The organism is Cellulosimicrobium sp. So1_17, assembly GCF_055181235.1.
On the sequence record NZ_CM143702.1, the window covers coordinates 680,708 to 703,912 of the forward strand.

Sequence of the window (23,205 nt, forward strand, 5' to 3'; positions counted from 1 at the left end):
CCGTGCTCGGGTCCGAGCAGACTACTCACGCGGGTGACGGCCCGACTCGTAGGCCCACATCGCCGCCTCGACGCGGTTGCGCACCCCCAGCTTGGTGAGGACGCCCCCGACGTGGGTCTTGATCGTGCCGCGCGAGAGGTAGAGGCGGGCGCCGATCTCGTCGTTGGTCAGGCCGGACGCGAGCAGCGCGAGCACCTGCTCCTCGCGCTCGCTCAGCGGTGCCACGGGCTGACGGGGCCGCCGCGACGGGCGCGCGAACTCGGCCAGCAGCCGTGTCGTGACGCGCGGGGAGATCAGCGCGTCGCCGCTCGCGGCGGCGTGCAGCGCCTCGGCGATGAGGTGCGGGCTCGCACCCTTGAGCAGGAAACCCTTCGCGCCGGCACGCAGCGCGCCGTAGACGTACTCGTCGAGGTCGAACGTGGTGATGACGACGACGGCGAGGGGGTCGGGGACGTCCGGTCCGGCGAGCAGCGCGGTCGCCTCGATGCCGTCGAGGCGAGGCATCCGGATGTCGAGCAGCGCGACGTCGGGCCGCACCTCCCGCGCGAGCTCCACCGCGGCCGCGCCGTCGGAGGCCTCGCCGACCACCTCGATCCCGGGCTGCGCGTCGAGCAGCATCCGCAGACCGGTGCGCACCGGTTCCTGGTCGTCCGCGACGAGGACGCGGATCATGCGTCACCCCGCTGCGGGAGCCGGGCGCGGACCGTCCATCCGCCGTCGGGATCGGGGCCCGCCACGACCTCGCCGCCGAGGAGCGTCGCGCGTTCGGAGATCCCCTGCAGCCCGTGCCCGTGCCCTGTCCCCGGCAGGGTCCGGGCGCCCGCACCGTCGTCGTGGACGACGAGCTCTACCGCGTCGGCGTCGGCGGTGAGCGTCACGTCGATCGTGGTGGCACCGCGGGCATGCCGCCGCGCGTTGGTGACCGCCTCCTGCGCGATGCGGAAGAGGCTCGACGCGACGATGTCGGGCGGGCTCGCGGCGTCGTCGAGGCGCACGCGCACGCTGGGCGGGCCGGGATCGGTGAGGGACGCCAGCTCCGCCAGGCCGGGCGACGGCTCGAGACCGGCCGGCGCGCGGAGCTGGCGGACGAGCGAGCGCATGTCGGTGAGCACGGCCTGCGCCTCGCGCTCGATGACGTCCAGCGACGCGGAGACCCGGGACGCGTCGTCGGGATCCGTCGCCGCCACCTGCGCGCGGATCGCGATGGCCGAGACGTGGTGCGCGACCGTGTCGTGCAGGTCGCGGGCGAGCGACTCCCGCTCCGCGGCACGGACAGCGTCGAGCTGGCTCGCGCGGGCCGCGGCCCGCTCACGCCGGAACGCCCCCACGAGGCACGCGCCACCGACGAGCGCGACCCCCGCGACCGCGCCCTGGACGCCCTCGCCGCCGAGCGCCACGGACACGACCAGGCTGCCCGCGAGCACGGCGCCGCCGAGCACCCGGTCGCGGCCCGACCCCCAGCGGAACAGGGCGTACGGCGCGAGGAGGACCGCGAGCATCGTCGCGAGCCCGTCGGGCCCGGTGCCGGCGGCCGCCTGGGCGACCTGGAACCCGGCGCCGACGAGGGTCGTGAGCGCGACGACGAGCAGCGGGCGGCTGCGCCGCCACGGCAGGGTCGCCACGAGGGCGACCGCCACGAGCGCCGACGCCACCGGCCAGTCGAGGTCGGCGCGCAGGACGCTCTCCAGGACCGCCACACCGGCCAGGACGACGACGAGCACGGCGTCCCGTGCCCTCGGTCCGCGGTCACCGGGCGCCGCCGGACGTCCGAGGAGGTCCCGCAGCCGGCGTCGCACGCTCGGCATGCTAGCCCCCGCGGTCAGGCGGCGGGCACGGCGCGACGCGGCCGGCGACGGGCGGTGGCCCGGCGGCGCGCGATCACCCACTCGGCGACCACGACGTTGATCAGCCACCCGGCGTCCATCTGCACGGTGCGCCAGAAGGCGTCGGGCTCGCCGAACAGCACCACGAACGGCGCGGACGTGAGCACCTGGGTGCCAGCGCCCAGCGCCAGGGCGTACGCGCGGATCATCCAGGCCCCGTGCGCGAGGACGTCGCGCCGCAGGATCGCGCGCACGCCGAGCACGAGGAAGGCGAGCATCGCGATCCCGACGACGTAGCGCGACACGGTGAGCGGCCCGTCGTCGACCGGGGGCACGTCGTAGAAGGCCGTCATCCACAGCCCCGACGCCGCGACGACCAGCCCGGCCGGCACGAGGACGTAGCGCCCGGCGGCGCGGTGCCACGCGAGGTGGCGTCGGCGCAGGCCCGGCAGGAGCTGGAACGCCCCGAGGACGGCGTAGACGACGGCGGCGAGGATGTGCAGGACGACGGGGAGCGGCACCTGGAGGAAGCGCGCGTTCGTGGGCGTCTCGGGCGCGCCCGAGGCGATCTCGCCGAGCCGCACGCCGCCCGCGAGCGACGGGACGAGGGCCAGGGCGACGAGCCCGGCCGCGACGAGCCATTCCTTGCGCGACGACCCGCGTCTTGTGCGGCGAGGAGTGCTCGGAGCGGTGCGGGCGACGGCGTGTGCGGTGTCCATGGGGTCGATCGTGGATCGACCGGGCACGCCGGCGCTTCGGCCATGTGGCCGAATCTTCTCGCCCTGCTCGGCGTCTTCTCGGACTCAGCGTCCGTGCGGGTCGGCCGCGTTGAGCGTGCGCACGACGTCGGCGTAGTCGCCGCGCGCCTCGCCGTGGCGGAGGAACTTCACGCGCTCGACGAGGATCTCGTGGGCGTCCGGCCGGGTCCGCAGCAGGTCGATCACCTCGTTGACGAACTCGTCCAGCGGCATGGCGAACGAGCTCTCGCGCTGGCCCGGCAGGAGGTCGGTCGCGACCGACGGCGGCACGAGCTCGGTCACGCGGACGCTCGTGTCGGCGAGCTGGAGGCGCAGCGCCTCGCTGAGCATGTGGATCGCGGCCTTGGAGGCGTCGTAGCTCGGGGTCGCCTGGAGCGGGGCGAAGGCGAGGCCGGACGACACGGTGACGATCGTCGCGTGCGGACGGGTCTGCAGGTGCTCGACGAACGCCCCGACGAGGCGGACCGGGCCGAGCACGTTCGTCGTGAACGTCTCCTCCGCGGTCGCGAGGAATCCTTCGGGGTGGTGCCAGTCCTCGACGCGCATGATGCCGGCCATGGCGACGAGCGTGTCGAGGTCGGGGTGGCGTTCGAGCACCTCCTTCGCTGCGGTCGCGATGCTCTCGGGGTCGGTCGTGTCGATGCGCACGGTGTCGATGCCGGGGTGCTCGGCGGCGATCTGCTCGAGCAGCTCGGTGCGTCGTCCGCCGACCACGACGGTGCTGCCCTGCTCGTGGAGCGCGACGGCGAGCGCGAGGCCGATACCGCTCGTGGCGCCGGGGATGAAGACGGTGCTGTTCGTGATGTCCATGACCCGATCCTCGGCGCGTCCCGCCGACCGTGGCAGAGACGGTCGAACGGGGGACCGGCGATCCCTGGCACAGCGCGGGGCCGCCGACCACGATGGGACCCATGGACCGTGCCGCGCTCGCCGACTTCCTCCGCCGCCACCGCGAGGCCCTGCAGCCGGGCGACGTCGGGCTGGGACCCGGGCTGCGGCGTCGGGCACCAGGACTGCGCCGCGAGGAGGTGGCGCAGCTCGCGCTCATGTCCACCGACTACTACACGCGCCTGGAGCAGCAGCGCGGGCCGCAGCCGAGCACGCAGATCCTCGCGTCGATCGCCCGCGCGCTGCGCCTGACCGACGACGAGCGCGACTACCTCTACCGCGTCGCCGGCCACGGTGTCCCGGCCCGCACGGTCGACACGGGCCACGTCGCCCCGGCGCTCCAGCGCGTGCTCGACCGCCTCTCGGACACCCCGGCCCTCATCCTCGACCCGCTCGGGCGGACGCTCGCGCAGAACGACCTCGCGCGCGCCCTCTACGGCGACGCCACCGCTTTCACCGGGTGGGAGCGCAGCGAGATCTACCGCTGGTTCGCCCACCCGGAGACGGCGCGCGCCGTGTACCCGGAGGAGGACCGGGCGCGGCAGGGCAGGGCGCTCGTCGCGAGCCTGCGGGCCGCGCTCGGGACGCTCGGGCCGTCGTCGGGCGCGGCCGACCTCGTCACGGCGCTCGAGCGGACGAGCCCGGAGTTCGTCGAGCTGTGGGCGCGGCAGGAGGTCGCCCGGCGCTTCACCGACCACAAGGTGCTCGTGCACCCCGAGGTGGGGGAGATCGAGGTCGACTGCCAGGTGCTGCTCACCGAGGACCAGCTCCAGGCGCTGCTCGTCCTCACGGCGGCGCCCGGCAGCGAGTCGGCCGAGAAGATCCGGCTGCTCGGCGTGCTCGGCACCCAGGACCTCGCTGTCGAGCCGCGGGAGACGCGTCACGCGGGTCGGTGAGACCGCTGAGTTCTGCCAGCGCCGCAGGTCTGGGGGTCGTACCCGTGATCGAAGGAGATGAGCGATGCGCGACGTGACCTACTCGATGGGCGTCTCGGCGGACGGCTACGTCGTCGGCCCCGACGGACGGTTCGACTGGAGCGAACCCGACGAGGGGGTGTTCCAGCACTTCATGGACGAGCTCCGCGGCGTCGGGGCCCACCTGCTCGGGCGTCGGCTGTACGAGGCGATGCTGTACTGGGAGACCGCCGAGGAGGACCCGTCGCTCGGCGACGCGGAACGCACGTGGGCCGCGCTCTGGAAGGCGCTCCCGAAGGTCGTCTTCTCCACCACGCTGACCGCTGTGGAGGGCACCAACACCCGGTTGGCTGCCGGTGGCCTGGCCGAGGAGGTCGCACGGCTCCGTGCGGAACCGGGGGAGGGCGAGATCGCGATCGGCGGTGCAGCCCTCGCCGCGGAGGCTGCCGCGCTGGACCTGATCGACGAGTACCGAGCGATGGTCCACCCGGTGCTGGTCGGCGGCGGCATCCCCTACTTCCCGCAGGACGAGCGCCACGTCGACCTCCGCCTCGTCGAGGCACGGACGTTCGCGTCGAACGTCGTCCTCCAGCGCTACCGGGTCGAGAGGGAGCGCTGACCGGCACGGCCGTGTGCCCGAGGCGGGGACGAACGGCACATCTCGACGCGGCTTGCTACGGTGCCGTGGGTGTTCTCGAACTGGAAGCGCCAGCGCGCCGCACGGCGCCTCAAGCCCGGTGACGGGCACTCCCTGCCGCGATACCGGTGGTGGCAGCTGTTCTCGCGCACCATCTTCCATCTCCGCCTCACCGGCGAGGACGGGCGACCCGAGACCTGGTCCGTCGACGTCCGGCTCTGGGGCGACTCCGACGACGGCGAGGTGCGGGCCCGGCTCTACCGGGACGGCCGCCACCAGGCGACATCCAAGCTCCCGGCGGAGTTCCCGGTCACGGGCGGGACCATCGAGGTGGTCACCAGCGGCTACGGGCTGAGGCGGTGCCACTACGTCCCGGACGACGGCGGCCCCGCACGACAGCTCGCGCCGGACCCGGCCTCGGGCGAGGGCCGTCGCGCACGGCTCGAGCACCGGCACCCGGGGGTGAGCCGGACGATCGGGTTCGTCACCTGGGCCGTGCTCGTGGTCGCCCTGGTGCTCGGCGTCCCGCAGATCGTCGAGCAGATCTCGCAGATCCCTCCCGTCGCGGAGAACATCGGCACGTTCACGTCCCCGATCCACCTCTCGGGGGCCGTCAACGTCGCGCTCATCGTCGCCACCCTGCTCGCGAGCACCGAACGTGCGCTGCGCCTGCGCTACCACTGGCTGCTCGACGGCGGCCTGTTCGACGGCGACGACTGACTGGTCAGGCACGGCGTGGCGAGGCCGGGTCGCCCGACGTGCCGATCACGGCTCGAGGCGCTTGCGCAGGAGGCAGAACTCGTTGCCCTCGGGGTCGGCCAGGACGTGCCAGGACTCGTCGCCGGTCTGCCCGACGTCGGTCGGCCGGGCGCCGAGGGCGAGCAGCCGCTCGAGCTCGGCCTCCTGGTCGCGGTCGACGGGGTTGACGTCGATGTGCAGCGGCAGCTTCCCTCGCCGGGGGTCGCTGCTCCGGCTCAGGATGATCGTGGGCTGCAGGCCACCGAACCCGGCGCCCGGCGGGCCGATCTCGATCGACCCGTCGTCCCGGTCGAGCTCGACGTAACCGAGAACGTCGCACCAGAACCGCCCGAGCAGCTCGGGGTCGGCGCAGTCCAGGACCAGTTCGCTGATGCGAGATGCCATGCCTCGCACTCTAGGGAGACGTCGGAACCTGGCCCAGTCGAAAGTCCCAGCCCCCGGGTGATCAGCGAGCGCGATGCCGACGTGGCACGCTGGCCCCCACACGCGCGACGAGAGGGAATCAGCATGGCTCTGGGTAGACGCCGAACGCGGGATGGTGCGGACCAGCGCGCGGAGGACACGGCGGTCGTCGTCCGGGAGCCCGTCGACGACGAACCGGCGAGCGCGCGACCCGAGCCGGTCCCGCCGTCGCGCGGCGCGTCCCAGCTGTGGGCCGACGGCGTCGGTCGCGCCGGGACGCGGTCGCTCCAGGTGCTGGCGATCCTCGCTCTAGTCGCCGTCGCCGTCTTCGCGGTGACGCGACTGACGCTCATCGTGATCCCGGTGCTCATCGCGCTGGTGCTCGCCGCGGCGATCTCGCCGCTCGTGGTCTTCCTGCGTCGCAAGGGCCTGCCGTCGTTCCTCGCGACGGTCATCGCGCTGATCGCCCTCGTCGCCGTCCTCGCCGGGGTCGTGTGGTTGATCGTCGTCGCCGTCGTGGACCAGTGGCCCGAGCTGCGTGACCAGGCGATCGACGGCTTCGACGAGCTGCAGGTCTACATCCAGAACCTGCCGTTCGACATCACCGAGGAGCAGCTCCAGTCGGTGCGGGACTCCGTGGTCGGTCTGCTGCAGTCCGACGCCGTGGGTGCCGGTGCGCTCGCGGGCGTCTCCCAGACGGTCGACTTCGTGGCCGGGTTCTTCGTGATGATCGTCGTGCTGTTCTTCTTCCTCAAGGACGGCCCGAAGATCTGGGAGTTCCTCCTCCGGCCGTTCCACGGTGCGCGGTACGAGCGCGGCCAGCGGATCGGCGACTCGACGGTCCGCACGCTCGGCGGCTACATCCGCGGGACGGCGATCGTCGCGCTCGTCGACGCGGTCGCGATCGGGATCGGCCTTGCCATCGTCGGCGTCCCGCTCGTCCTCCCGCTCTCGGTGCTCGTGTTCCTGCTCGCCTTCATCCCGCTCGTCGGCGCGACGCTCGCCGGCGTCCTCTGCGCGCTGGTCGCGCTCGTGGCCGTGGGGCCGGTCGAGGCACTCATCGTGGTGGCGATCGTCATCGCGGTCAACCAGCTCGAGGGCGACCTGCTGCAGCCGGTCGTCATGGGCCGGACGCTGCGCCTGCACCCGCTGGTCATCCTCATCGCGCTGACCGCCGGGACGGTGCTCGCCGGGCTCACCGGAGCCGTGCTGGCCGTCCCCATCGCCGCGTCGATCTGGCGCGCGATCCAGGTGTGGGACGGCCCGGACCTGCCCGCCCGCTTCGCGCGGCAGAAGCGACGCGAGGCGGTGGAGACCGGCTGATCGAGGGCCGGGTCAGACGGCGGGGCCCTCGACCGGCTCCAGGTCCCCGGGGAGCCACGACTTCTCGAACCAGGGCTCGAGCGGCCCGTACAGGCGCAGCAGGGGGAACCACGACTTCCCGGGCACGGTCTCGACCCAGTTCTGCTCGCGCCCCGCGGGCGGCTCCGGTCCGAACCACAGGACGATGCTCCCGTCGTCCTCCGTCGCGACCGTGCCGGTGAGGCTCATGACGCTCGGGTACGGGTCGGCGGTCTGCAGGAGCGACCGGGTCTGGGTGTCGTAGACGTCGACGGCCCAGAAGTTCTTCGCCGGCGGGTTCGGCGGCAGCACGAGCCGGTACGTGCGCGCGCCGTCGAGGACCTGCCCGTGCGCGTCGTGGGCGGTGTACGCGTACGCGGAGCCGGCGCCCACCTGGGCGTGCGCCATCGCCGGCGTGACGACCGTCGCGAGGAAGTGGAACTGGGTCCGGGCGTCGAGCAGGCGCGCGCCGTCGGCGAGGAACTCGTACGAGCCGCCGAGGAACCCGTTGAGCCAGCTCGACCCGGGAGCGACCGGCGCCTCGGGGTCGCGCGGGGAGTACACCAGCGCGCGGCTCATCGCCGCGGCCGTGCGTGCGGCGGTCTCGAGCGTCGCGCGGAGCTCCTCGCTCGGCGCGAACGGCCGGTCGTGCCGGATCCCGACGGCACGCAGCAGGCCGGCGCGCTCGGGGTCGAGCGAGCCCGGCGGCTCCTCCGCGACGATCTCGGCGACCTCGTCGAAGAAGGACGCGTCGTTGGCGTGGACGGTGTTGACGCGGGCCCCCGCGATGTTCACGAACTCCGTCGACGGGGGGTCGGCCGCGTCGGCGAGCGGGTAGACGCGCGTCTCCTTCATCGCCGGCACGCCGCCCAGCGCGCGCAGCACGACCCAGTTGGTGAACGTCGGCGTGCGGTAGACGAAGTACCCGTCCGGGACGTCGCCGTCGTGGTCCGGCGGGAGGAACAGGTACCGCCCGCCCTCGCCGCGGTCCGGCCCGGCGATGCCCATGTCGGCCACGTACCGGAACCAGAAGTCGTCCACGACGCACAAGGACTGCTTCGGCGGTTCGATGACGAACGGTCCCGTCTCGCGGAGGTCGAAGAAGAACGTCCCGTACGTCGTCTCGGTGTTCGCGGTGAGGAAGATGCCGTGCGAGTCCGCCCGGGGCTCGGTGTAGCCGATCTGCTGTGACCGCACCAGGCCGAGGCTGCGAAAGCCGTTCCGCATCGCGACGAGCGACGCGCCGGGGATCGCGCTGAGGTACGCCTCGATGCCCCGGACGAGGTCGAGCGACGCGTACAGGCGGTCGACCGACTCCGGCGTCGGTACCCCGTCCACGAGCTCGAACCGTCCGAGCGGCGTGTCCAGGGGGGACGGCGTGCTGACGGCGGCGAGGACCGCGGCGAGCGGATCCTCCTGCAGGTTCTCGGCGCGCTCGGTCATCGCAGTGCCCTTCGTCCGCGTGTGCGGCCGGCGCCCCGTCGACGCCCGCCCGACTACCGCGACCGTAGGGCTGCTGGGGGACCAGGGCGACCGGGACAGGAGCACTTCACCCGCGCCGGGTGCGGACACCGGTTCGGCGTTCACCGGCGCTCGACGGCGTCGGCCCACAGCCACGCCCAGCCCTCCCGTCCGTGCCGGTCGACATACCGGACGTTCACCTGGCGCCCTGCCCACGCGATCGCCTCCCCGTCGACGTGCGACTCGCCCGACTGGCGCTGCGTGATCCAGGCGCGGACCGGGATGCCCTCGTCGGGCCGCACGATCGCGGCGTCGCGGCGCGCGAGCGCAGGCGCCTCGTCGGCGCTGTCGCGCAGCGGCACGTTCTCGATGCCCGACGGCCTGCCGCCGTGCGGTCCTCGACGCGTACCCATCCGCCGATCGTAGTCGAACACCTGTTCGACAGGGGCTCTCTTACTCGCAGGTGAGGGCGGGTCGGCCGTCGTCGCCCGTGGAGACGGCGTGTCGACGACGGGCGACCCGCGGCGTCGTGCGACGTCGACCGACCCGTCGACAACGGGCCGACGCGGCAGGCCGGCCGGCTTCCTAGCGTCGCTGCCATGACAGAGAACCGACACCGCGCGACAGACGACCGGCCCGCACCGACGACGGACGTAGTCGGCAGGCCGACGAGAACCGGATGGACCCGCGGCCGCTGGGGGACGGCCGCCCGGGTCGTCGCGCTGGCCTACGCCTGGGTCGCCATGATCCTGCTCGGCGCCGTGGTGCTCGAGACGTTCATGATCTACCCGAACATCTTCAGCGACCCGCCCGCGTCGCTCGAGCTGGCGATGGAGTTCCTCGCCGTGAGCGGCCCGTCCGACGTCTTCCCGCCGCTCGGGTTCCTCTCGTGGACCCTCGTCGTCGCGGCGCTGCTGCTGTGCTGGCGCCAGCGTGACGCGCGGTGGTGGCTGCTGCTGAGCCTCGCGATGGCCGTCGGCGAGGGTGTCGCGTCCATCCTCTACTTCTGGCCGCGCAACGAGATCATGTTCGTCGAGGGCCTCGCGGTGCATCCGCCCGAGTACCTGGCCCAGGTCGCCCGCGAGTTCGAGACGTGGCACTGGCGGTCCCGCATGGGGTTCAGCGTGCTCGCCGCGGTGGGGGCGTTCGTCGCGTACCTGCGGATGTACCGCGCGCGGCTCCTCGGCGGCCCGACCCTCGCAACCGGCCGGTGAACGCGATGGTCGACGGCGTCGCGGCGCTCCTCGGGCGCGGGATGGCCGACAACCCCCTGCACCAGGTCGTCTACGGGACCGTGGAGGCCGCCGCCGCCCGCGCGCACGCCCGGCTGATGCGCGTCCTCGTGGCGAGCCCTCGCCTGCACGTCGACGTCGTCGAGCACGACGGGACGCTCGTGGGGGTCGCGGCGTCGGCGCCGCCGGGCAGGTGCCGGCCGTCGTCCGGCACGCGGCTGCGGCTGCTCGCCGCGGCGGCGCGTGAGGGGCCGCGGGTCGCCGCACGCCTGGTGGCCTGGACGGGGGTGTGGGCCCGGCACGATCCGGCCGAGCCGCACGTCCATCTCGGGCCGGTGTCCGTGGACCGGCACCTGCGGGGCCGAGGCATCGGCGGCGTGCTGCTGGCGCGCCACGCACGCTCGCTCGACGCGTCGCGCGCCGTCGGCTACCTCGAGACGGACCGGCCGGAGGCCGTCGGCTTCTATCGCCGGTTCGGCTACGACGTCGTCGGCGAGTCGGACGTGCTCGGCGTGCGCTGCTGGTTCATGCGGCGCGCGGGAGGATGAGCCGGTGTCGAGAGAGCAGGACGCCGAGGAGCACGCGATGATCGCCGAGATCGGCGTGCGGCACCGGCTGTGGCCGGCCGATGCCGCGGTGCGAACCGTCGCCCGCGGAACGGAGAACACCACGTGCGCCGTCGCGGACCACATCGTGCGTCGGTCGGACGACGTGGCCGCGGTGGCACGCGAGGTCGCGCTGCTGCACGCGCTCGCCGGCGCCACGGCGGTGCCCACCCCGGTTCCCGTCGCGCACGAGCCGGAGCTCGGGATCCTCGTCTACCGGCGGCTCGCGGGTGAGCCCCTCCTGCGACGGCCCCGCCGGGCGAGCGGCGGGGTCGAGGACGCCCTCGTGGACGTGCTGTCGACGCTGCGGCGCGTCGCCCCGCGCCTCGACCTGCCCCTCGACCACCCGTCGACCGAGGAGTGGCACCGGGACGCCGCGAGGTCGTTCGACGCCGTCCGGGCGGCCCTGCCGCCGGCGTGGGCGGCCGCGGTGGCCGCGTTCCTCGACGAGCCACCACCGCCGACGGCGACCCGGACGGTCGCGCAGCACAACGACCTCGGCGCCGAGCACGTCCTCGTGGACGCGCACGGTGGCGTGACGGGCGTCATCGACTGGACCGACACGGCCCGGGCGGTGCCCGCTCGCGACACCGGCCGCATCCTGCGCGACCTCGGGCCGGGGACGGCGTTCCGCGTCGCCGAGCGGCTCGACGGTCCGCTCGACCCCGACGACGAGCGCCGCGTCTGGTTCCACGCGCGCTGTGCGTGGCTCGAGGACGTCGAGTACGCGCTCGAGGAGCCCACGGCCAGGGCGGCGTACCTGGCGAACGCCGGGCGCGCCGTCGAGCACGTCTTCCCGGGCACGTCACGCCCGTCCCGAACCGCGGCCGACGAGCGCTCGTCGAGGCGACCTCATGGCCGCTGAGGTCGAGGGCGTGTCTCCCCGCTCGGAGCGGAGCCGGACGGCGGGCATCGCCGACCGATACCGGGCCGGGGTCTCGTGGCGGAACCTGCTGCGCGATCAGTTCGGGCCACGGCAAGGCTCGATGAGGAGGCGCGCCGGAGTGGTCGGTGCCGGTCATGCTGTCTACCCTGCTTGAGGAGTCCGTCCGACCCAGGGAGCTTGCGATGCCGCACGTGTGCTCAGCCGACGGCACGTCGATCGGGTACGACCGGCTCGGCGACGAGGGGCCCACGCTGGTGCTCATCGGTGGCGGCCTGGACGACGGCACGGAGAACCGCGCCCTCGGCGATCACCTGGCCAGCAGCTTCGCCGTCGTGAACTACCGGCGCCGTGGTCGCGGCGACAGCGACGACGGACAGCCCTACGCCGTGGAGCGGGAGGTCGACGACCTGGCGGCGGTGATCGACGCCACCGGAGGGCGAGCGCACCTCTTCGGGGCGTCGACCGGAGGGGCGCTCGCGTTCGAGGCGGCCGCCGCGGGACTCCCTGTCGACCGGATCGCCGTCCACGAGGTGCCGTACCAGGTGGGCGATGCGATGGTCTCCGCGTGGCAGGCGTACAGGCTCGAGCTCGACGCCGTTCTCGACGCCGGCGACCGCGATCAGGCGCTCCGGCTGTTCATGCAGCTGGCCGGATCCTCCGAGCAGGACGTCGCGGGCGCAGAGGCCTCCCCGGTGTGGCCCGCGCTGCGTGCGCTCGCGCCGACGCTGCGCTACGACGCGGCATGTCTCGGTGACGGCCCGCCGCCCGTCGACCGTCTTGCGATGGTGCGGCAACCGGTGCTCCTGACGACCGGCATCGCGGTCGACGCGCAGATGGCCGGACTTCCCGCCGACTTCTTCGGTGCGGCAGCCGACGCTGCCGCAGCCGTGCTGACCAACGCCCGGCGGGAGACCTTCGGGGTCGAGGGCCACGTGGCTGACCCGGCCGTGCTCGCCCCCGTCCTCAGCTCCTTCTTCGCCGGCTGACGCGTCGGTCGGGGGCGCGATCGGCTGGTGGTCGGCGAACGCGCGGTGGAGCATCCACCTCCTGCGTGGGATGAGGTCAGGCAGCTCGACGACGTGCCTTACGCCATCTCCACGACGCCCGTCGAGCCGGGCCCGTCCGTACCGAGATGCTCGTCGACGCCCCGCCACCGTACGGCTCGAGCTGCGTCAGGCGGGCTCTGCGGATGGTGCGAGGGTGGCTGCCAGAACCAGCCAGCCCGCATCGGCACGCACCCAGAGGCGTGTGTACACCAACCGCGCGGAGACTGCAGTACCGGCCTGGATCGCGTCCACGGCGGCGACCAGCCTGGTGACTCCGCTCGAGCCGTCCTCCTGGACGTCGAGCGACTCCTCCTCGAGGCGCGTGATCTGCAGCACGCCTGAGCGGTAGCTCTCCAGGTCGTCCTCCTTGGAGAAGACGGACCCGTCCGGGCCGGCGCCCACGCAACGAGGATGCAGCAACGCGTCCAGCGCGTCGACGTCGCCGGCACGCTGGGCGGCTTGGAGAGCGTGCTCAGCAGCAAGAAGACTCATCGCGCGAGTGTACGCACCGGGAGCTGCCCAGGGACACGCCCTAGAGGTCGCGCAGCTCCGCCTCCCGCTCGTCGTAGGCGCTGCGGGCCGCGGCGATGCGCTCCTGGTGCGCCTCGGTCCACACGACGAGAGCCTTGGTCGTCGCGTGGAGCGACCGGCCCATCTCCGTGAGCGCGTAGTCGACGCGCGGCGGGACGGTCGGGTAGACGGTGCGCTCGACGATGCCGTCGCGCTCGAGCTGGCGCAGCGTGCGCGACAGCATGCGCTGGCTGATGCCGTCGATCTCGCGCTTGAGCTCGGTGAAGCGCATGACCCGGCGGTCGAGCATCGCGATCGCGAGGAGCGACCACTTGTCGGCGATGCGGTCGAGGATCTGGCGGACCTCGCAGTCCTCGCGAGCGTCCCACTGCCACACGTCGACGTCGGACTCCCACCGGGTCGGGGAGCGCCGCGCGGGCGCGGTATCCGTGGTGATACCAGGTGCGTCGGATGTGCCGTCTTCCATGCTTCCTGATCCTGTCCCACGATGGGGTCGGTATCAAGAGGTAACCGGGTATCTGTCGGGCGGTGCCGACCGGTATCGAGAAGCATCGAGCGGCACGCGCACGATCGCCACGAGAGGGGACGCCATGACCGAGCCGACGACCGGTACGACCCGAACGGGCACGGGACCCGAGGCGCGCTTCACGCTGCGCGACTGGGGACTGCTGCTGGTGCTGTGCGGCGCGATCTTCCTCGAGGGCAGCGACATCGCGATGCTGTCGGTCGCGCTGCCCGGCATCCGCGCGGACCTCGGCCTGGCCACGGGGGAGCTCGGCGGCGTCGTCACCGCCTACGTCGTCGGGTACGGGGGCTTCATGCTGCTGGGCGGCCGTGCGGCCGACCTCTTCGGCCGGCGCCGCATGTTCGTGCTGTGGCTCGTCGTCTTCCTCCTGTTCTCCGGGCTGGGCGGCCTCGCGACCGACGGCTGGATGCTCCTCGTGTCCCGCTTCGTCACGGGCATCGCGGCCGGGTTCCTCACGCCCGCCGGCATGTCGCTCATCACGACGTCGTTCGCCGAGGGGCCGCGTCGCAACCGTGCGCTCGTCGTCTACGGGGCGGCCGGGGCGGCGGGGTTCTCGCTCGGGCTCGTGGTCGGCGGGCTGCTCGCCGCGATCCACTGGCGCTGGGTGTTCTTCGCCCCCGTCCTGCTCGCCGTCGTGCTCCTCGCGCTGGCGGTCGCGACGATCCGCCGGGACACCCCGACGCCCGGTCGCGGCACGCTGGACGTCCTCGGCGCCGTCCTCGCGACCGGGGCGATGGTGCTGCTCGCCGTCGGGATCGTGCGCCTCGAGCACCCGGGCGAGGGCGTGCCGTGGACGCTCACGGCCCTCGTCGGCGGCGCCGGGCTGCTCGCCGCGTTCGTCGCGCGGCAGCGGCGGGTCGAGCACCCGCTCCTGCCCTTGCGGCTCTTCCGCTCGACCGAGCTCGTCCGAGCGAACGTCGCGGCAGTGCTCTTCGCGAGCGGGTTCTACGGCTTCCAGGTGCTCCTCACGCTCTACCTGCAGGAGCTGCGCGGCTGGACGCCGCTGCAGACCGGTCTCGCGATGCTGCTCATGGCGCTCGACGTCGTGCTGGCCCCTGCGCTCACGCCGCGCCTCGTCGCCCGGTTCGGCGTGCCGCGCGTGATCGTCGTGGGACTCCTGGCCGGGGCCGTCGCCGCGGCGTGGTTCCTCGTGTCCGGTCTCGACTGGACGTACGCCGTGATGGTGCCCTCGATGGTGCTCCTGGGCGTGGCCTTCGCCCTCGTCTACGGACCGCTCGCCATCGCCGCGACCACGGGCGTCGGCGACGAGGAGCAGGGCGTGGCGGGCGGCGTGCTCAACACGGCCTACCAGCTCGGCGCCGCCGTCGGCATCTCCGCGGCGACGGCGGTCAGCGTCCTCGCGCTCGGCGACCGCACCGGCGCGGAGGCTGGGCTTCACGCCTTCCACGCCGCCCTCTGGGTCTCGGTCGCGGCCTTCGGCCTCGCCGCGGTCGTCATGGGGGCACCACGCCGGAGGGTCCACGCGTCGGCCGCCGCGCCCGACGGCGCGGGTCAGGCCGCCGAGCCGGCGCCCGTCGTGCGGTGAGCGCCCGGCGGTGTGGTCACCGCGTCCGCGACCTCGGTGGGGACGGTCTCGGGCAGCCAGTGACCGGCGTCGAGCTCGACGAACCGGTAGCTCGCGAGCACGTCCGCCTCCGTGCCCTCGGCGGCGTGCCGACCGAGCGCGCCGTCCTGCGAACCCCACACGTAGGTCGTCGGGACGCGCACGGGTCCGACGCTCCGCCGCGCGAGGGGCAGCGCCCGGTACCAGTTCAGCGCTGCCCGCAGCGCGTCCGGCCGGCGCAGGCGCTCCGCGTAGCGCGCGGCGTCGTCGGCGGGCAGCCCCGACCGCTCGAGCAGCGACGGCATCGACCGGGAGAGCACCGCCTCGGGCAGCGCGGGGAGCTGGAAGAAGCCCACGTACAGCGAGCGCAGAGCCTGGTCGGAGCGCACGAGCGAGCGGGACAGCGCCCGCGGGTGCGGCGTGGACAGCACGGTGAGGCTCCGCACGCGCTCCGGCGCCCACGCACCGAGCGCCCACGCGACGTTCCCGCCCCAGTCGTGCCCGACGACGTGGGCGGGACCGGTCGCGTCGAGCACCGCGAGCACGTCGGCGACGAGGAAGTCCAGCCGGTAGGCCGCGCGCTCGCGCGGTCGCGCACCGGGGGAGTAGCCCCGCTGGTCGAGCGAGACGGTGCGCAGCCCGGCGTCGTGCAGGTGCGGCGCGACGCGGTCCCAGCTCGACGAGTCCTCGGGGAACCCGTGCAGGAGCACCACCGGCTCGCCGTCCTCCGGGCCGGAGTCGTGCACGTGGAACGTGAGCCGACCGCGGCGCAGCGCGGCCAGTCGGGGCGACGTCATCGCTCCAGCGTGCGTGCGCCCCGCGGCGCCGGCAATCGCTCCCGTCGTCCCGGGCGGCGGAGCACCCCGGCCCGCCGTCGCGCGGGGCGGGCGGAGGTCGGTGAGGATGCACAGGTGGAGGCAGCGGAGCAGGGTGGGTCCTCGGGCACGCCCGTACCGGCGCAGCGCCGGGCGGCGCTCGCGGACCTCGAGCGCGGCACGACGACCACCGCGGCGCTCGCGTTCCACGACTCGCTGCCTGCGGTCGACGTCGACGACGTGCTCGGCACGTGGCACGGGTCCGGCATCCCGACCGGTCACCCGCTCGACGGCCTCCTGGAGGCGCTCGGGTGGTACGGCAAGCGGTTCGACGGCCCGGACGCCGCGCACCCGCTGCTCTTCGCGCACCGCCGCGAAGGCGTGATCGACGTCGACCCGGCGTACGCGCCGCTGCCGCTCGTCCTGCGGTGCGCCGGCCTCCTGCGCCGTCCACCCGTCGCGCGCGCCGTCCGGACGGTGCTGCCGCTCGTGCGGACCCGTCGGCCGCGGGCGCGCCTGCGCCGCGTGGAGCACCGCGGCGTCGTCACGACGGCGATGGTCTACGACGCGCTGCCGGTCCACGACGTGCTGCGCGCCGTCGACGACGACACCCTGCTCGGCCTCATGGACGCGCGCGGCCTGGCGCGGCCCTTCTTCTTCGTCCTGCGCCGGGTCGGCGCGCGACGTCAGGAGACCTTGCCCTGGAGCAGCCGGCGCCAGTAGATCGGTGGCTGCAGGTACCGGTCGAACAGCAGGAGGCTGCGGCGCGGTCGGGCGAGGTCGACGAGCCGGGTCGTCGGCTCCGGTCGGCGCTCGCGGTCGAACTCGGCGAGCAGCAGCTCGCTGCGCGACGTCGTCACGGGCGCGACGGAGTAGCCGTCGTAGCGGCTCATCGAGGTGCCCTTGCGGCGGGCCTGGATGTTGCGGGCCACCACCGGGACCTGGCGTCGCAGGGCACCGCCCGACGGCATCGCGTCGACCGCGGCCGCGTCGCCGAGCCCCCAGACGCGCGGGTAGGTGCGGTGCTGCAGCGTGGCCGGGTCGACGTCGACGAAGCCGTCGCTCGCGGCGGTCGCGAGCCCGCTCTCGGCGATCCAGCCCGGCGCCCGGTGCGGTGGCGCGAGGTAGAGGACGTCGTAGTGGGTCGTGTCCACGCCGTGGGGCGTGCGCAGGCGCGCGGTGCGGTCGGTGGCGTCGACGGACTCGACGGTCGTGCTCGTCCGGATCCGCACGCCGTAGTCCTGGGCGGCGGCGAGCAGCTCGTGCTCGGCACGCGGGTCGTCGACGAGCCGCGGCGACTCGACGACGAGCTCGACGTCGATCGCGTCGAGCACGCCCGTGCGCCGCCAGTGGTCGGCAGCGACGAACAGCGGCTTGAGCCCCACGGGGAAGCACGGCACGTGCCGCGACGCGATCGCGAAGAGCGCGCGCCCGGAGGTCAGCGCGGAGAGCATGTCCCAGGTCTTCGGCGCGAGCTCCGGCAGGTAGCTCGTCGACGCGGACGGCGTCCCCACGGCCTCCTCAGAGCCGGGCACCGCGTCCCAGTCGACCTCCGACCCCGGGCACACCGCGAGGTCGCCGTAGCCGAGCTCGGTCCCGTCGGCGAGGCGCACGACGGAGCGCTCGGCGTCGACGGACACGACCGGGCTCGGGTACCGCCGCACGCCGTCGGGCACGACGTCGTCCTGCGGCCGGCTGAGGTCGTCGAGCGTCGCCATGCCGGACGCTACGTACGAGAGCAGGGGCCGGTACCGGTGCACGTCCTTCGGCTCGACGACCGCGACGTCGCGGCAGCCGTCGCGCCGCACGCGACCGGCGAGGGACAGGCCGGCGTTGCCGCCGCCGAGGACGAGCACGTCGTGCGCCCGGGGTGAGCTCATGGGGGAACCGTTCCGGTGGGTGGCAGGGAAGACCCACGCTAGGAGCTGTCTCGCCCGCTCGCCGCTGGGCGCGGTGCCCACCGGTCGCGCCAGCGCTCCCACGGCGGCGACACCTCCCAGTTGAGATGGAGCGTGTTCCACGCGCGGTCCATCCGGCGGCGGCGTTGGCCCCGCCCGCGCAGCGACCGCGCCGAGACCCCGACGCGCCACGACCGCACGAGACGCGTCCGACGGCGCGGGCCGAGCCGGAATGCGAGGTCGAGGTCGTCGTGCACCTCGGCGTCCTCCCGGACGACACGGTCGCGGACCTCCTCCCACGTGTCGGCGCGCACGGCCATGCAGGACCCCCAGAGCGTGGTGTGCCCGAGCGCGAGGTGGGTGAAGAGGTAGTAGGCGCCGAGATAGCCGACCGACGCGACGGTCCGCACGCCGACGGGGAGGTCGTGGAAGCGTCCGGTCCCGGTCATCGCGTCGAGCGTCGGGTCGGCGGCCATGCGTTCGACGACGGTCTGCACCCAGCGCGCGTCGGGCCGCGAGTCCGCGTCGAGGCGACCGATGACGTCGCCCTTGGCGGTGTCGTAGCCGGCCGCGGCGGCGGCCGGGATGCCGACGCGCGGCTCGTGCACGACGACCGCGCCCCACCGGTGCGCGACGGCGGCCGAGTCGTCCGACGAGGCGTTGTCGACGACCACGACCTCGAGCGGCGCGACCGTCTGGCGCGCGAGGAGGGACAGGAGGTGGTCGAGCGCCGCGGCGTCGTCGCGCACCGGCACGACCACCGAGACCGTCGGCACACCGGCGGGCGTCACGACCGCACCTCGGGCCGGCGCTCGCGACGGGCGAGGACCAGGCCGGCGACCACCGCACCGAGGAGCCCCGCGGCGAGGTCCGTCACCGTGTCGTCGTACCCGACGCCGATGCCCTCGTCGAGGTAGGTGTGGCCGGCCCACTCGCCGACCTCCCAGAGGATCGCCGCGAACGCGCCGAGCCCCGCCGTCACCACGACGACGCCCGCGGACGCGCGCGCCGGGGGCGTGGCCACGGCGCCCGGCAGCAGCTCCCAGCGGACCAGCGCGAGGTACGCGACGGCCGCGATGAGTCCCGTGCAGACCAGGTGCACGGCGAGGTCGAGCCAGTCCACGGCGTCGTACCACTCGAGCTGGGACGCCCACGCCGCGAAGATCAAGGACGCCCCGTACGCGACGTCGAGCGGAGCGGGCAGGTCGAGCGCACGCGGCACCGAGACGCCGCCGAGCACGAGGAGGAACAGCGCTCCCGCGATGCCACCGAGCGTGAGCGTGCCCACCACGAGGCTCACGAGGGCCGCGACGCGCACGACGTCCGCCGGGGTGAAGGCCCGGCGGTCGGTGGCGGTGCGGGGCATGCAGACCTCTTCGCGGACGGGGGGACGGTGTGGTGTGACAGCGTCACATATCACCCGTGTGCTCGCAGGACCTCGGACGGCGTGCCGGTCCCGACCGGCCGGGCACGGTCAGACCGTGCGGACCGGGACCTCGCCGGCCGCGTCCCACGACGGTCCGAGCACGTCCACGGGAACCGCCTGGACGGTCAGCAGGTCGCCGCTCGCGACGTCGCCGTCGCCCGCGAGGTCGACGTGCACGCGCACCGTGGCGCCCGGCGGCACGGTGTCGACGTCGATCGCGAACGGCAGCCGACCGCCGGGGGAGAGGTCGACGCCGGGCAGCACCGCCTCGGCGAGGCGCACCGCCGCGACGTCCTGGAGCGTGGTGTCCTCGACGGAGACGCGGACGGTCGCGGCGCCGGCGGGGGCGTCGCCGGGGAGCGCGACCGTGCCGAACAGGGTGGTCATGCGACCACTCTGACACGGTCCCGGGACGCGAGCGCCTCGACGACGGCGTCCGTGATCGGCAGTCCTGTCAGGTGCTCGCAGAACAGCCAGAGCCCGGCGGGGTTGACCTCGAAGAACACGTGCTCGCCCGAGGGCGTCCGCCGCAGGTCGACCGCCCCGTAGACCAGCCCGAGCCGGTCCATGAGCGCCCGCACCTGCGCGAGCTCGGCGGCGGGCAGCGTGGCGGGCCGGACCGTCGCCTCGTCGAGCACCATGCGCATGTCGCTCGGCAGGCTCGTCGCCGTCGCGTCGATCTCGGTGGTGAACGCCTCGCCGTCGACCATCGTGACGCGCAGGTCCACGCCCGGGACGTACTCCTGGAGGATCGTCGGGGCGAACCGCACCTGGTCGAGCCGCTCGACGTCCTCGGCGTCCAGCACGTGCGTCTCGCGCCACGCGTCGAGGCGCGCGATGAACGCCTTGGTCACGACGCGGCCCGGTCCCATGGAGGCCACGAACTCGTGCGCCTGCGCCGGGTCGCGCGTGACGACCGTGCGCGGGAGCGCGAGACCGAGGTCCGCGGCGACGGCCCACTGCCACGGCTTGTGGTGCGCGTCGGCGTCGGACCGCGGGTCGTTGACCCAGCGGAGCGGCAGCGACGCGACGACGCCCTCGAACACCTCGGCGAGCTCGCTGCTCGCGAAGCCCGCGGCCGCCGGGTCGGTGATCGACGGGTCCGGCGGCGTGCCGCGCAGACGCCGCCACCAGCCCGTCGTCGCCTCCCGCAGGTCGTGCTCGCGCCGGTCGCCCTCACCGTCCGCGGCGACGAGCCGCATCGCGGCGGGTGCGCCGGTCCCGTACGCGAGCTCGAGCGAGCCCGTGGTTCCCAGGGTCGACGTGTCGAGCACGACGACCTCGTGGCCGAGCGCCCGCAGGCGCTCGACCACGACGGCCGTGTGGTCGTCGTCGGGGAAGCTGACGACGAGGATCATCGTCCGCGCCCCTCAGAGCCCGGCCTCGGCCGCGGCCTGCTCGGCCAGGGCCGCGACCGAGGCGCGGACGGCGTCGAGCGCCGTGACGACCTCGGCGAGCACGACCGCGAGGTCGGCGGCCGACGTCGTGCCCGCGCCCGCGTCCTGCGCCACGCCCGACTGCTGCGCGACCGCCGCCTGGTAGCGGCTCACGAAGTCGCTGTCGCGGCCGAGCACGAACGGGAGCGACCTGCCGAGCGCCGGGTTCACGACCGGGAGCTCGGGGCGGATCGGCTCGACCACCTCGCGGATCGTCGGGCCGGGGTCGCGCACCGGCTTGAGGACGTCGCGCAGCGGCTTGACCACCTCGTCGCGCGGCTCCTTGACGATCTCCTTGAACGGCTCCTTGACGTCCTTGAGCGGTTCCTTGATCGTCGCGATCTCGCCGACGTCGCCGATCGGCTCCTTGATGACGTCCTTGAAGACCGGCTTGGGCCACGACAGCCCGGGGTACATGACCTTGAGGCCCGCGAGGTCGCCCGCCGAGAGCGACGTGCGCTGCCCGATGACGGTCCCCGCCGGGACGGTGGCGAGGGGCACGATCGTCGGCTGACCGTTCTTGGAGAAGGCCGTCGTCGGGTAGTGCATGATCGAGCCGAAGTCGTAGCCGCCGAGGTCGTCGCCGTCGCTGATGTGCTGGTTGAAGTTGTGCGCCTTGCCGTCCTCGATGTTCGCGAAGTTGATCTGGACGAACGCGTCGCGGTCCTCGCGCGACTGCTCGTGCCACAGGCCCACGGCGTGCGCGATCTCGTGGATCGTGTTGCCCACCGTGCAGCCGGGGCCGAGCGTGATGTCCTGCCGCCCGCCGCGGCGCCCGACGGCCGAGCTGCAGCCGCCACCGCCCACGAACCGGACGAAGTCGCCCTCGCCGTTGCGCGGGACGAGACGCAGCGGGGTCTTGGCGTGCCAGTGCGCGATCGCGTTGTGCACGCGCGACGGGTTGGTGAGCGCGCCGTCGATCTCGAACGGGACGACCCCGTTCGGCCAGCGGAACTGGGCCCCGCTGATCCCCACGGCGTGCGCGACGTCGGTGTCCTCGTCCGACGTCAGCGTCGCGATGTCCCGCGCCCTCGCCTCCTCGACGGTGCCGATGACGATGTCGCCCTCGACGACCGCGAGCCCGTCGACCTCGGCCCACACCACCGGCATCGACGCGAAGCCGTAGCCGTCGATGAGCGCGGTACCGCCGACCGGTCCGGCCGCCTGCTCGCAGGACAGGTGCTCCCCGACGCCCGGCGATCTGCCCGCCGTCGTGCGCCGGCTCTTCGCGCCGCCGGACCGTCCGCCTGCCGGAGCCTTCTTCTCGACCATGACCGTCTCCTTCTCCGGAGAACCGCGCCGAGGTCGTTCTCCGCGCGGGCGGGGCTGTGTGCTCCTAGGGAGAGGGAGAGCCGCCGGGCGCCCGATGATGCGTGTCACCGTCATCAGCGCCGATCTCGCTCGACGCGTGCGACCCGGGCCAGCTCGCCGTCGCGGGGTCGACGCCGTGCTCCCGGGCGTTGTCCTCGACGGCCGCGCGCAGCCACGCCGCCAGCCCCGGCGCGAGCGCGTCGTAGTGCGCCCTGAACCCCGGGTCGTCGGTGTAGGTGCGCCCGAGGCAGACGTGCATGGCGTGCGAGCAGTCGAAGTACGTCCCGATCGACGCCCGGTGCCGCTCCGCCAGTTCGTGCGCACGCTCGCTGCCCGGCGGGACACCGTCGCGGCACGCGGCGGCGAGGGCCTCGTCGAGGGACGCGACCTCGGCGGCGACGCGCCGCCAGTCGTCGGGCGTGCGGTCCGCGGAGCGCTCGGCGTACTGCGCCCACTGCGCGGTCTCTCCCCAGCGCTCGCGCGCCTCGCGTGCCCAGGACGGCTGCCAGCTCTCGCCGAAGATCGCGACCTGCTCGGCGGGGGAGAGCAGCAGACCGCGCTCGCGCGCGTCGACGAGCCGGTCGAGCGCCGCTGCGGTCCGCTGCAGCGCGGCGATGCGCTCGCCCAGGAGCGTGCGCTCGCGCCGCAGGGTCGCGACCGCGTCGTCCGCGGGGGCGTCGAGGAGGCCCGGGATGTGCTCGAGGGACACCCCCAGCTCGCGGTACGCCACGACGCGGCGCAGGCGCGCGACGTCGGGCCCGGTGTAGAGCCGGTACCCGGCGGACGTGCGCGCCGACGGACGGGCGAGGCCCATGGCGTCCCAGTGGTGGAGCGTCCGGACGGTGACGCCGACCGCCGCGGCCACCTCGCCGACGGTGCGGCCGTCGCCGGTCTCGTCGTGGCGGCGGGTCGCCGCGGCGTCGGACGTCATGCCGCCCAGTGTCGC

Annotated in this window: 27 protein-coding genes; 10 read left to right on the forward strand and 17 right to left on the reverse strand. The window is 74.1% G+C overall.

Features of this window, described 5'->3' with window-relative positions; all coding sequences use genetic code 11:
- Positions 1-21: 21 nt before the first annotated feature.
- The 4 genes from ACZCLJ_RS02960 to ACZCLJ_RS02975 all read right to left on the reverse strand — a co-directional run bounded on the left by ACZCLJ_RS02960 (position 22) and on the right by ACZCLJ_RS02975 (position 3,391).
- Positions 22-672, reverse strand: a complete 651-nt coding sequence (locus tag ACZCLJ_RS02960) for a response regulator (protein ID WP_463105409.1) — start codon at positions 670-672, stop codon at positions 22-24.
- Positions 669-1,796, reverse strand: a complete 1,128-nt coding sequence (locus tag ACZCLJ_RS02965; protein ID WP_463105410.1) for a sensor histidine kinase — start codon at positions 1,794-1,796, stop codon at positions 669-671. The genes ACZCLJ_RS02960 and ACZCLJ_RS02965 overlap by 4 nt, the downstream gene beginning before the upstream one ends.
- Before the next feature lie 23 nt (positions 1,797-1,819).
- The gene (locus ACZCLJ_RS02970) at positions 1,820-2,542 is read right to left on the reverse strand and encodes a DUF2306 domain-containing protein (protein WP_463105411.1); all 723 of its coding nucleotides are present in this window, start codon (positions 2,540-2,542) and stop codon (positions 1,820-1,822) included.
- A gap of 84 nt (positions 2,543-2,626) precedes the next feature.
- Entirely contained in the window at positions 2,627-3,391 is a 765-nt protein-coding gene (locus tag ACZCLJ_RS02975; protein ID WP_463105412.1) for an SDR family oxidoreductase, read from the reverse strand.
- Positions 3,392-3,492: 101 nt separating this feature from the next.
- Between ACZCLJ_RS02975 and ACZCLJ_RS02980 the strand changes: the two genes are divergently transcribed.
- From ACZCLJ_RS02980 to ACZCLJ_RS02990, 3 genes are all read left to right on the forward strand, one after another.
- Positions 3,493-4,365 (forward strand): helix-turn-helix transcriptional regulator, encoded by an 873-nt coding sequence (locus tag ACZCLJ_RS02980; RefSeq protein WP_463105413.1) that lies wholly within the window; start codon positions 3,493-3,495, stop codon positions 4,363-4,365.
- 64 nt (positions 4,366-4,429) lie between these two features.
- A complete protein-coding gene (locus ACZCLJ_RS02985) occupies positions 4,430-5,002 on the forward strand; it encodes a dihydrofolate reductase family protein (protein WP_463105414.1) in 573 nt (190 codons plus the stop codon).
- Positions 5,003-5,071: 69 nt separating this feature from the next.
- Entirely contained in the window at positions 5,072-5,740 is a 669-nt protein-coding gene (locus tag ACZCLJ_RS02990) for a hypothetical protein (RefSeq protein ID WP_463105415.1), read from the forward strand.
- 45 nt (positions 5,741-5,785) lie between these two features.
- On the opposite strand, the gene ACZCLJ_RS02995 is transcribed toward ACZCLJ_RS02990, so the two are convergent.
- Complete coding sequence (locus tag ACZCLJ_RS02995) at positions 5,786-6,163, reverse strand: VOC family protein (RefSeq protein ID WP_463105416.1); 378 nt, start codon at positions 6,161-6,163, stop codon at positions 5,786-5,788.
- Between the two features lie 123 nt (positions 6,164-6,286).
- On the opposite strand from ACZCLJ_RS02995, the gene ACZCLJ_RS03000 reads away from it, so the two are divergent.
- Positions 6,287-7,504, forward strand: coding sequence for an AI-2E family transporter (locus ACZCLJ_RS03000; RefSeq protein ID WP_463105417.1), 1,218 nt, complete (start codon positions 6,287-6,289; stop codon positions 7,502-7,504).
- Between the two features lie 12 nt (positions 7,505-7,516).
- Here ACZCLJ_RS03000 and ACZCLJ_RS03005 read toward each other — a convergent pair whose 3' ends face one another.
- Together ACZCLJ_RS03005 and ACZCLJ_RS03010 are read right to left on the reverse strand one after the other, a co-directional pair.
- Positions 7,517-8,965 carry a DUF1254 domain-containing protein gene (locus ACZCLJ_RS03005; RefSeq protein ID WP_463105418.1) on the reverse strand — a complete coding sequence of 483 codons (1,449 nt, stop codon included), beginning with the start codon at positions 8,963-8,965 and terminating at the stop codon, positions 7,517-7,519.
- Between the two features lie 140 nt (positions 8,966-9,105).
- Complete coding sequence (locus tag ACZCLJ_RS03010; RefSeq protein WP_251151057.1) at positions 9,106-9,396, reverse strand: hypothetical protein; 291 nt, start codon at positions 9,394-9,396, stop codon at positions 9,106-9,108.
- 186 nt (positions 9,397-9,582) lie between these two features.
- Between ACZCLJ_RS03010 and ACZCLJ_RS03015 the strand changes: the two genes are divergently transcribed.
- The 4 genes from ACZCLJ_RS03015 (at position 9,583) to ACZCLJ_RS03030 (ending at position 12,692) form a co-directional block, all read left to right on the forward strand.
- Positions 9,583-10,197, forward strand: coding sequence for a hypothetical protein (locus tag ACZCLJ_RS03015; protein ID WP_463105419.1), 615 nt, complete (start codon positions 9,583-9,585; stop codon positions 10,195-10,197).
- A gap of 5 nt (positions 10,198-10,202) precedes the next feature.
- Positions 10,203-10,763 (forward strand): GNAT family N-acetyltransferase, encoded by a 561-nt coding sequence (locus ACZCLJ_RS03020; protein WP_463105420.1) that lies wholly within the window; start codon positions 10,203-10,205, stop codon positions 10,761-10,763.
- Positions 10,764-10,767: 4 nt separating this feature from the next.
- Complete coding sequence (locus ACZCLJ_RS03025; protein WP_463105421.1) at positions 10,768-11,685, forward strand: phosphotransferase family protein; 918 nt, start codon at positions 10,768-10,770, stop codon at positions 11,683-11,685.
- Positions 11,686-11,888: 203 nt separating this feature from the next.
- Positions 11,889-12,692: an alpha/beta fold hydrolase gene (locus ACZCLJ_RS03030; RefSeq protein WP_463105422.1), complete on the forward strand. Its 804-nt coding sequence runs from the start codon at positions 11,889-11,891 to the stop codon at positions 12,690-12,692.
- A 186-nt stretch (positions 12,693-12,878) separates the two neighbouring features.
- Here ACZCLJ_RS03030 and ACZCLJ_RS03035 read toward each other — a convergent pair whose 3' ends face one another.
- Both ACZCLJ_RS03035 and ACZCLJ_RS03040 read right to left on the reverse strand, forming a co-directional pair.
- The gene (locus ACZCLJ_RS03035; protein WP_463105423.1) at positions 12,879-13,244 is read right to left on the reverse strand and encodes a nuclear transport factor 2 family protein; all 366 of its coding nucleotides are present in this window, start codon (positions 13,242-13,244) and stop codon (positions 12,879-12,881) included.
- Positions 13,245-13,284: 40 nt separating this feature from the next.
- On the reverse strand, positions 13,285-13,749 hold the full coding sequence (locus ACZCLJ_RS03040; RefSeq protein ID WP_463105424.1) for a winged helix-turn-helix transcriptional regulator: 465 nt from the start codon (positions 13,747-13,749) through the stop codon (positions 13,285-13,287).
- Positions 13,750-13,873: 124 nt separating this feature from the next.
- Here ACZCLJ_RS03040 and ACZCLJ_RS03045 point away from each other — a divergent pair, with 124 nt between their 5' ends.
- Entirely contained in the window at positions 13,874-15,355 is a 1,482-nt protein-coding gene (locus ACZCLJ_RS03045; RefSeq protein ID WP_463105425.1) for an MFS transporter, read from the forward strand.
- On the opposite strand, the gene ACZCLJ_RS03050 is transcribed toward ACZCLJ_RS03045, so the two are convergent.
- Entirely contained in the window at positions 15,322-16,170 is an 849-nt protein-coding gene (locus ACZCLJ_RS03050) for an alpha/beta fold hydrolase (protein WP_463105426.1), read from the reverse strand. The two genes, ACZCLJ_RS03045 and ACZCLJ_RS03050, sit on opposite strands and share 34 nt — an antisense overlap.
- A gap of 114 nt (positions 16,171-16,284) precedes the next feature.
- On the opposite strand from ACZCLJ_RS03050, the gene ACZCLJ_RS03055 reads away from it, so the two are divergent.
- On the forward strand, positions 16,285-16,911 hold the full coding sequence (locus tag ACZCLJ_RS03055) for a DUF4334 domain-containing protein (protein WP_463105427.1): 627 nt from the start codon (positions 16,285-16,287) through the stop codon (positions 16,909-16,911).
- Here ACZCLJ_RS03055 and ACZCLJ_RS03060 read toward each other — a convergent pair.
- From ACZCLJ_RS03060 to ACZCLJ_RS03090, 7 genes are all read right to left on the reverse strand, one after another.
- Positions 16,875-18,068, reverse strand: coding sequence for an NAD(P)/FAD-dependent oxidoreductase (locus ACZCLJ_RS03060; RefSeq protein WP_463105428.1), 1,194 nt, complete (start codon positions 18,066-18,068; stop codon positions 16,875-16,877). The genes ACZCLJ_RS03055 and ACZCLJ_RS03060 overlap by 37 nt on opposite strands.
- A gap of 38 nt (positions 18,069-18,106) precedes the next feature.
- Positions 18,107-18,877 carry a glycosyltransferase family 2 protein gene (locus ACZCLJ_RS03065; protein WP_463105429.1) on the reverse strand — a complete coding sequence of 257 codons (771 nt, stop codon included), beginning with the start codon at positions 18,875-18,877 and terminating at the stop codon, positions 18,107-18,109.
- Complete coding sequence (locus ACZCLJ_RS03070) at positions 18,874-19,452, reverse strand: hypothetical protein (protein ID WP_463105430.1); 579 nt, start codon at positions 19,450-19,452, stop codon at positions 18,874-18,876. Before ACZCLJ_RS03070 ends, ACZCLJ_RS03065 begins: the two co-directional genes overlap by 4 nt.
- Positions 19,453-19,560: 108 nt before the next feature.
- Entirely contained in the window at positions 19,561-19,899 is a 339-nt protein-coding gene (locus tag ACZCLJ_RS03075; RefSeq protein WP_463105431.1) for a hypothetical protein, read from the reverse strand.
- Entirely contained in the window at positions 19,896-20,870 is a 975-nt protein-coding gene (locus ACZCLJ_RS03080) for a hypothetical protein (RefSeq protein ID WP_463105432.1), read from the reverse strand. The genes ACZCLJ_RS03075 and ACZCLJ_RS03080 overlap by 4 nt, the downstream gene beginning before the upstream one ends.
- A 12-nt stretch (positions 20,871-20,882) precedes the next feature.
- Positions 20,883-22,220, reverse strand: a complete 1,338-nt coding sequence (locus ACZCLJ_RS03085; protein ID WP_251151042.1) for a M12 family metallopeptidase — start codon at positions 22,218-22,220, stop codon at positions 20,883-20,885.
- 64 nt (positions 22,221-22,284) lie between these two features.
- Positions 22,285-23,190 (reverse strand): MerR family transcriptional regulator, encoded by a 906-nt coding sequence (locus ACZCLJ_RS03090; protein ID WP_463105433.1) that lies wholly within the window; start codon positions 23,188-23,190, stop codon positions 22,285-22,287.
- Between the last annotated feature and the right edge of the window lie 15 nt (positions 23,191-23,205).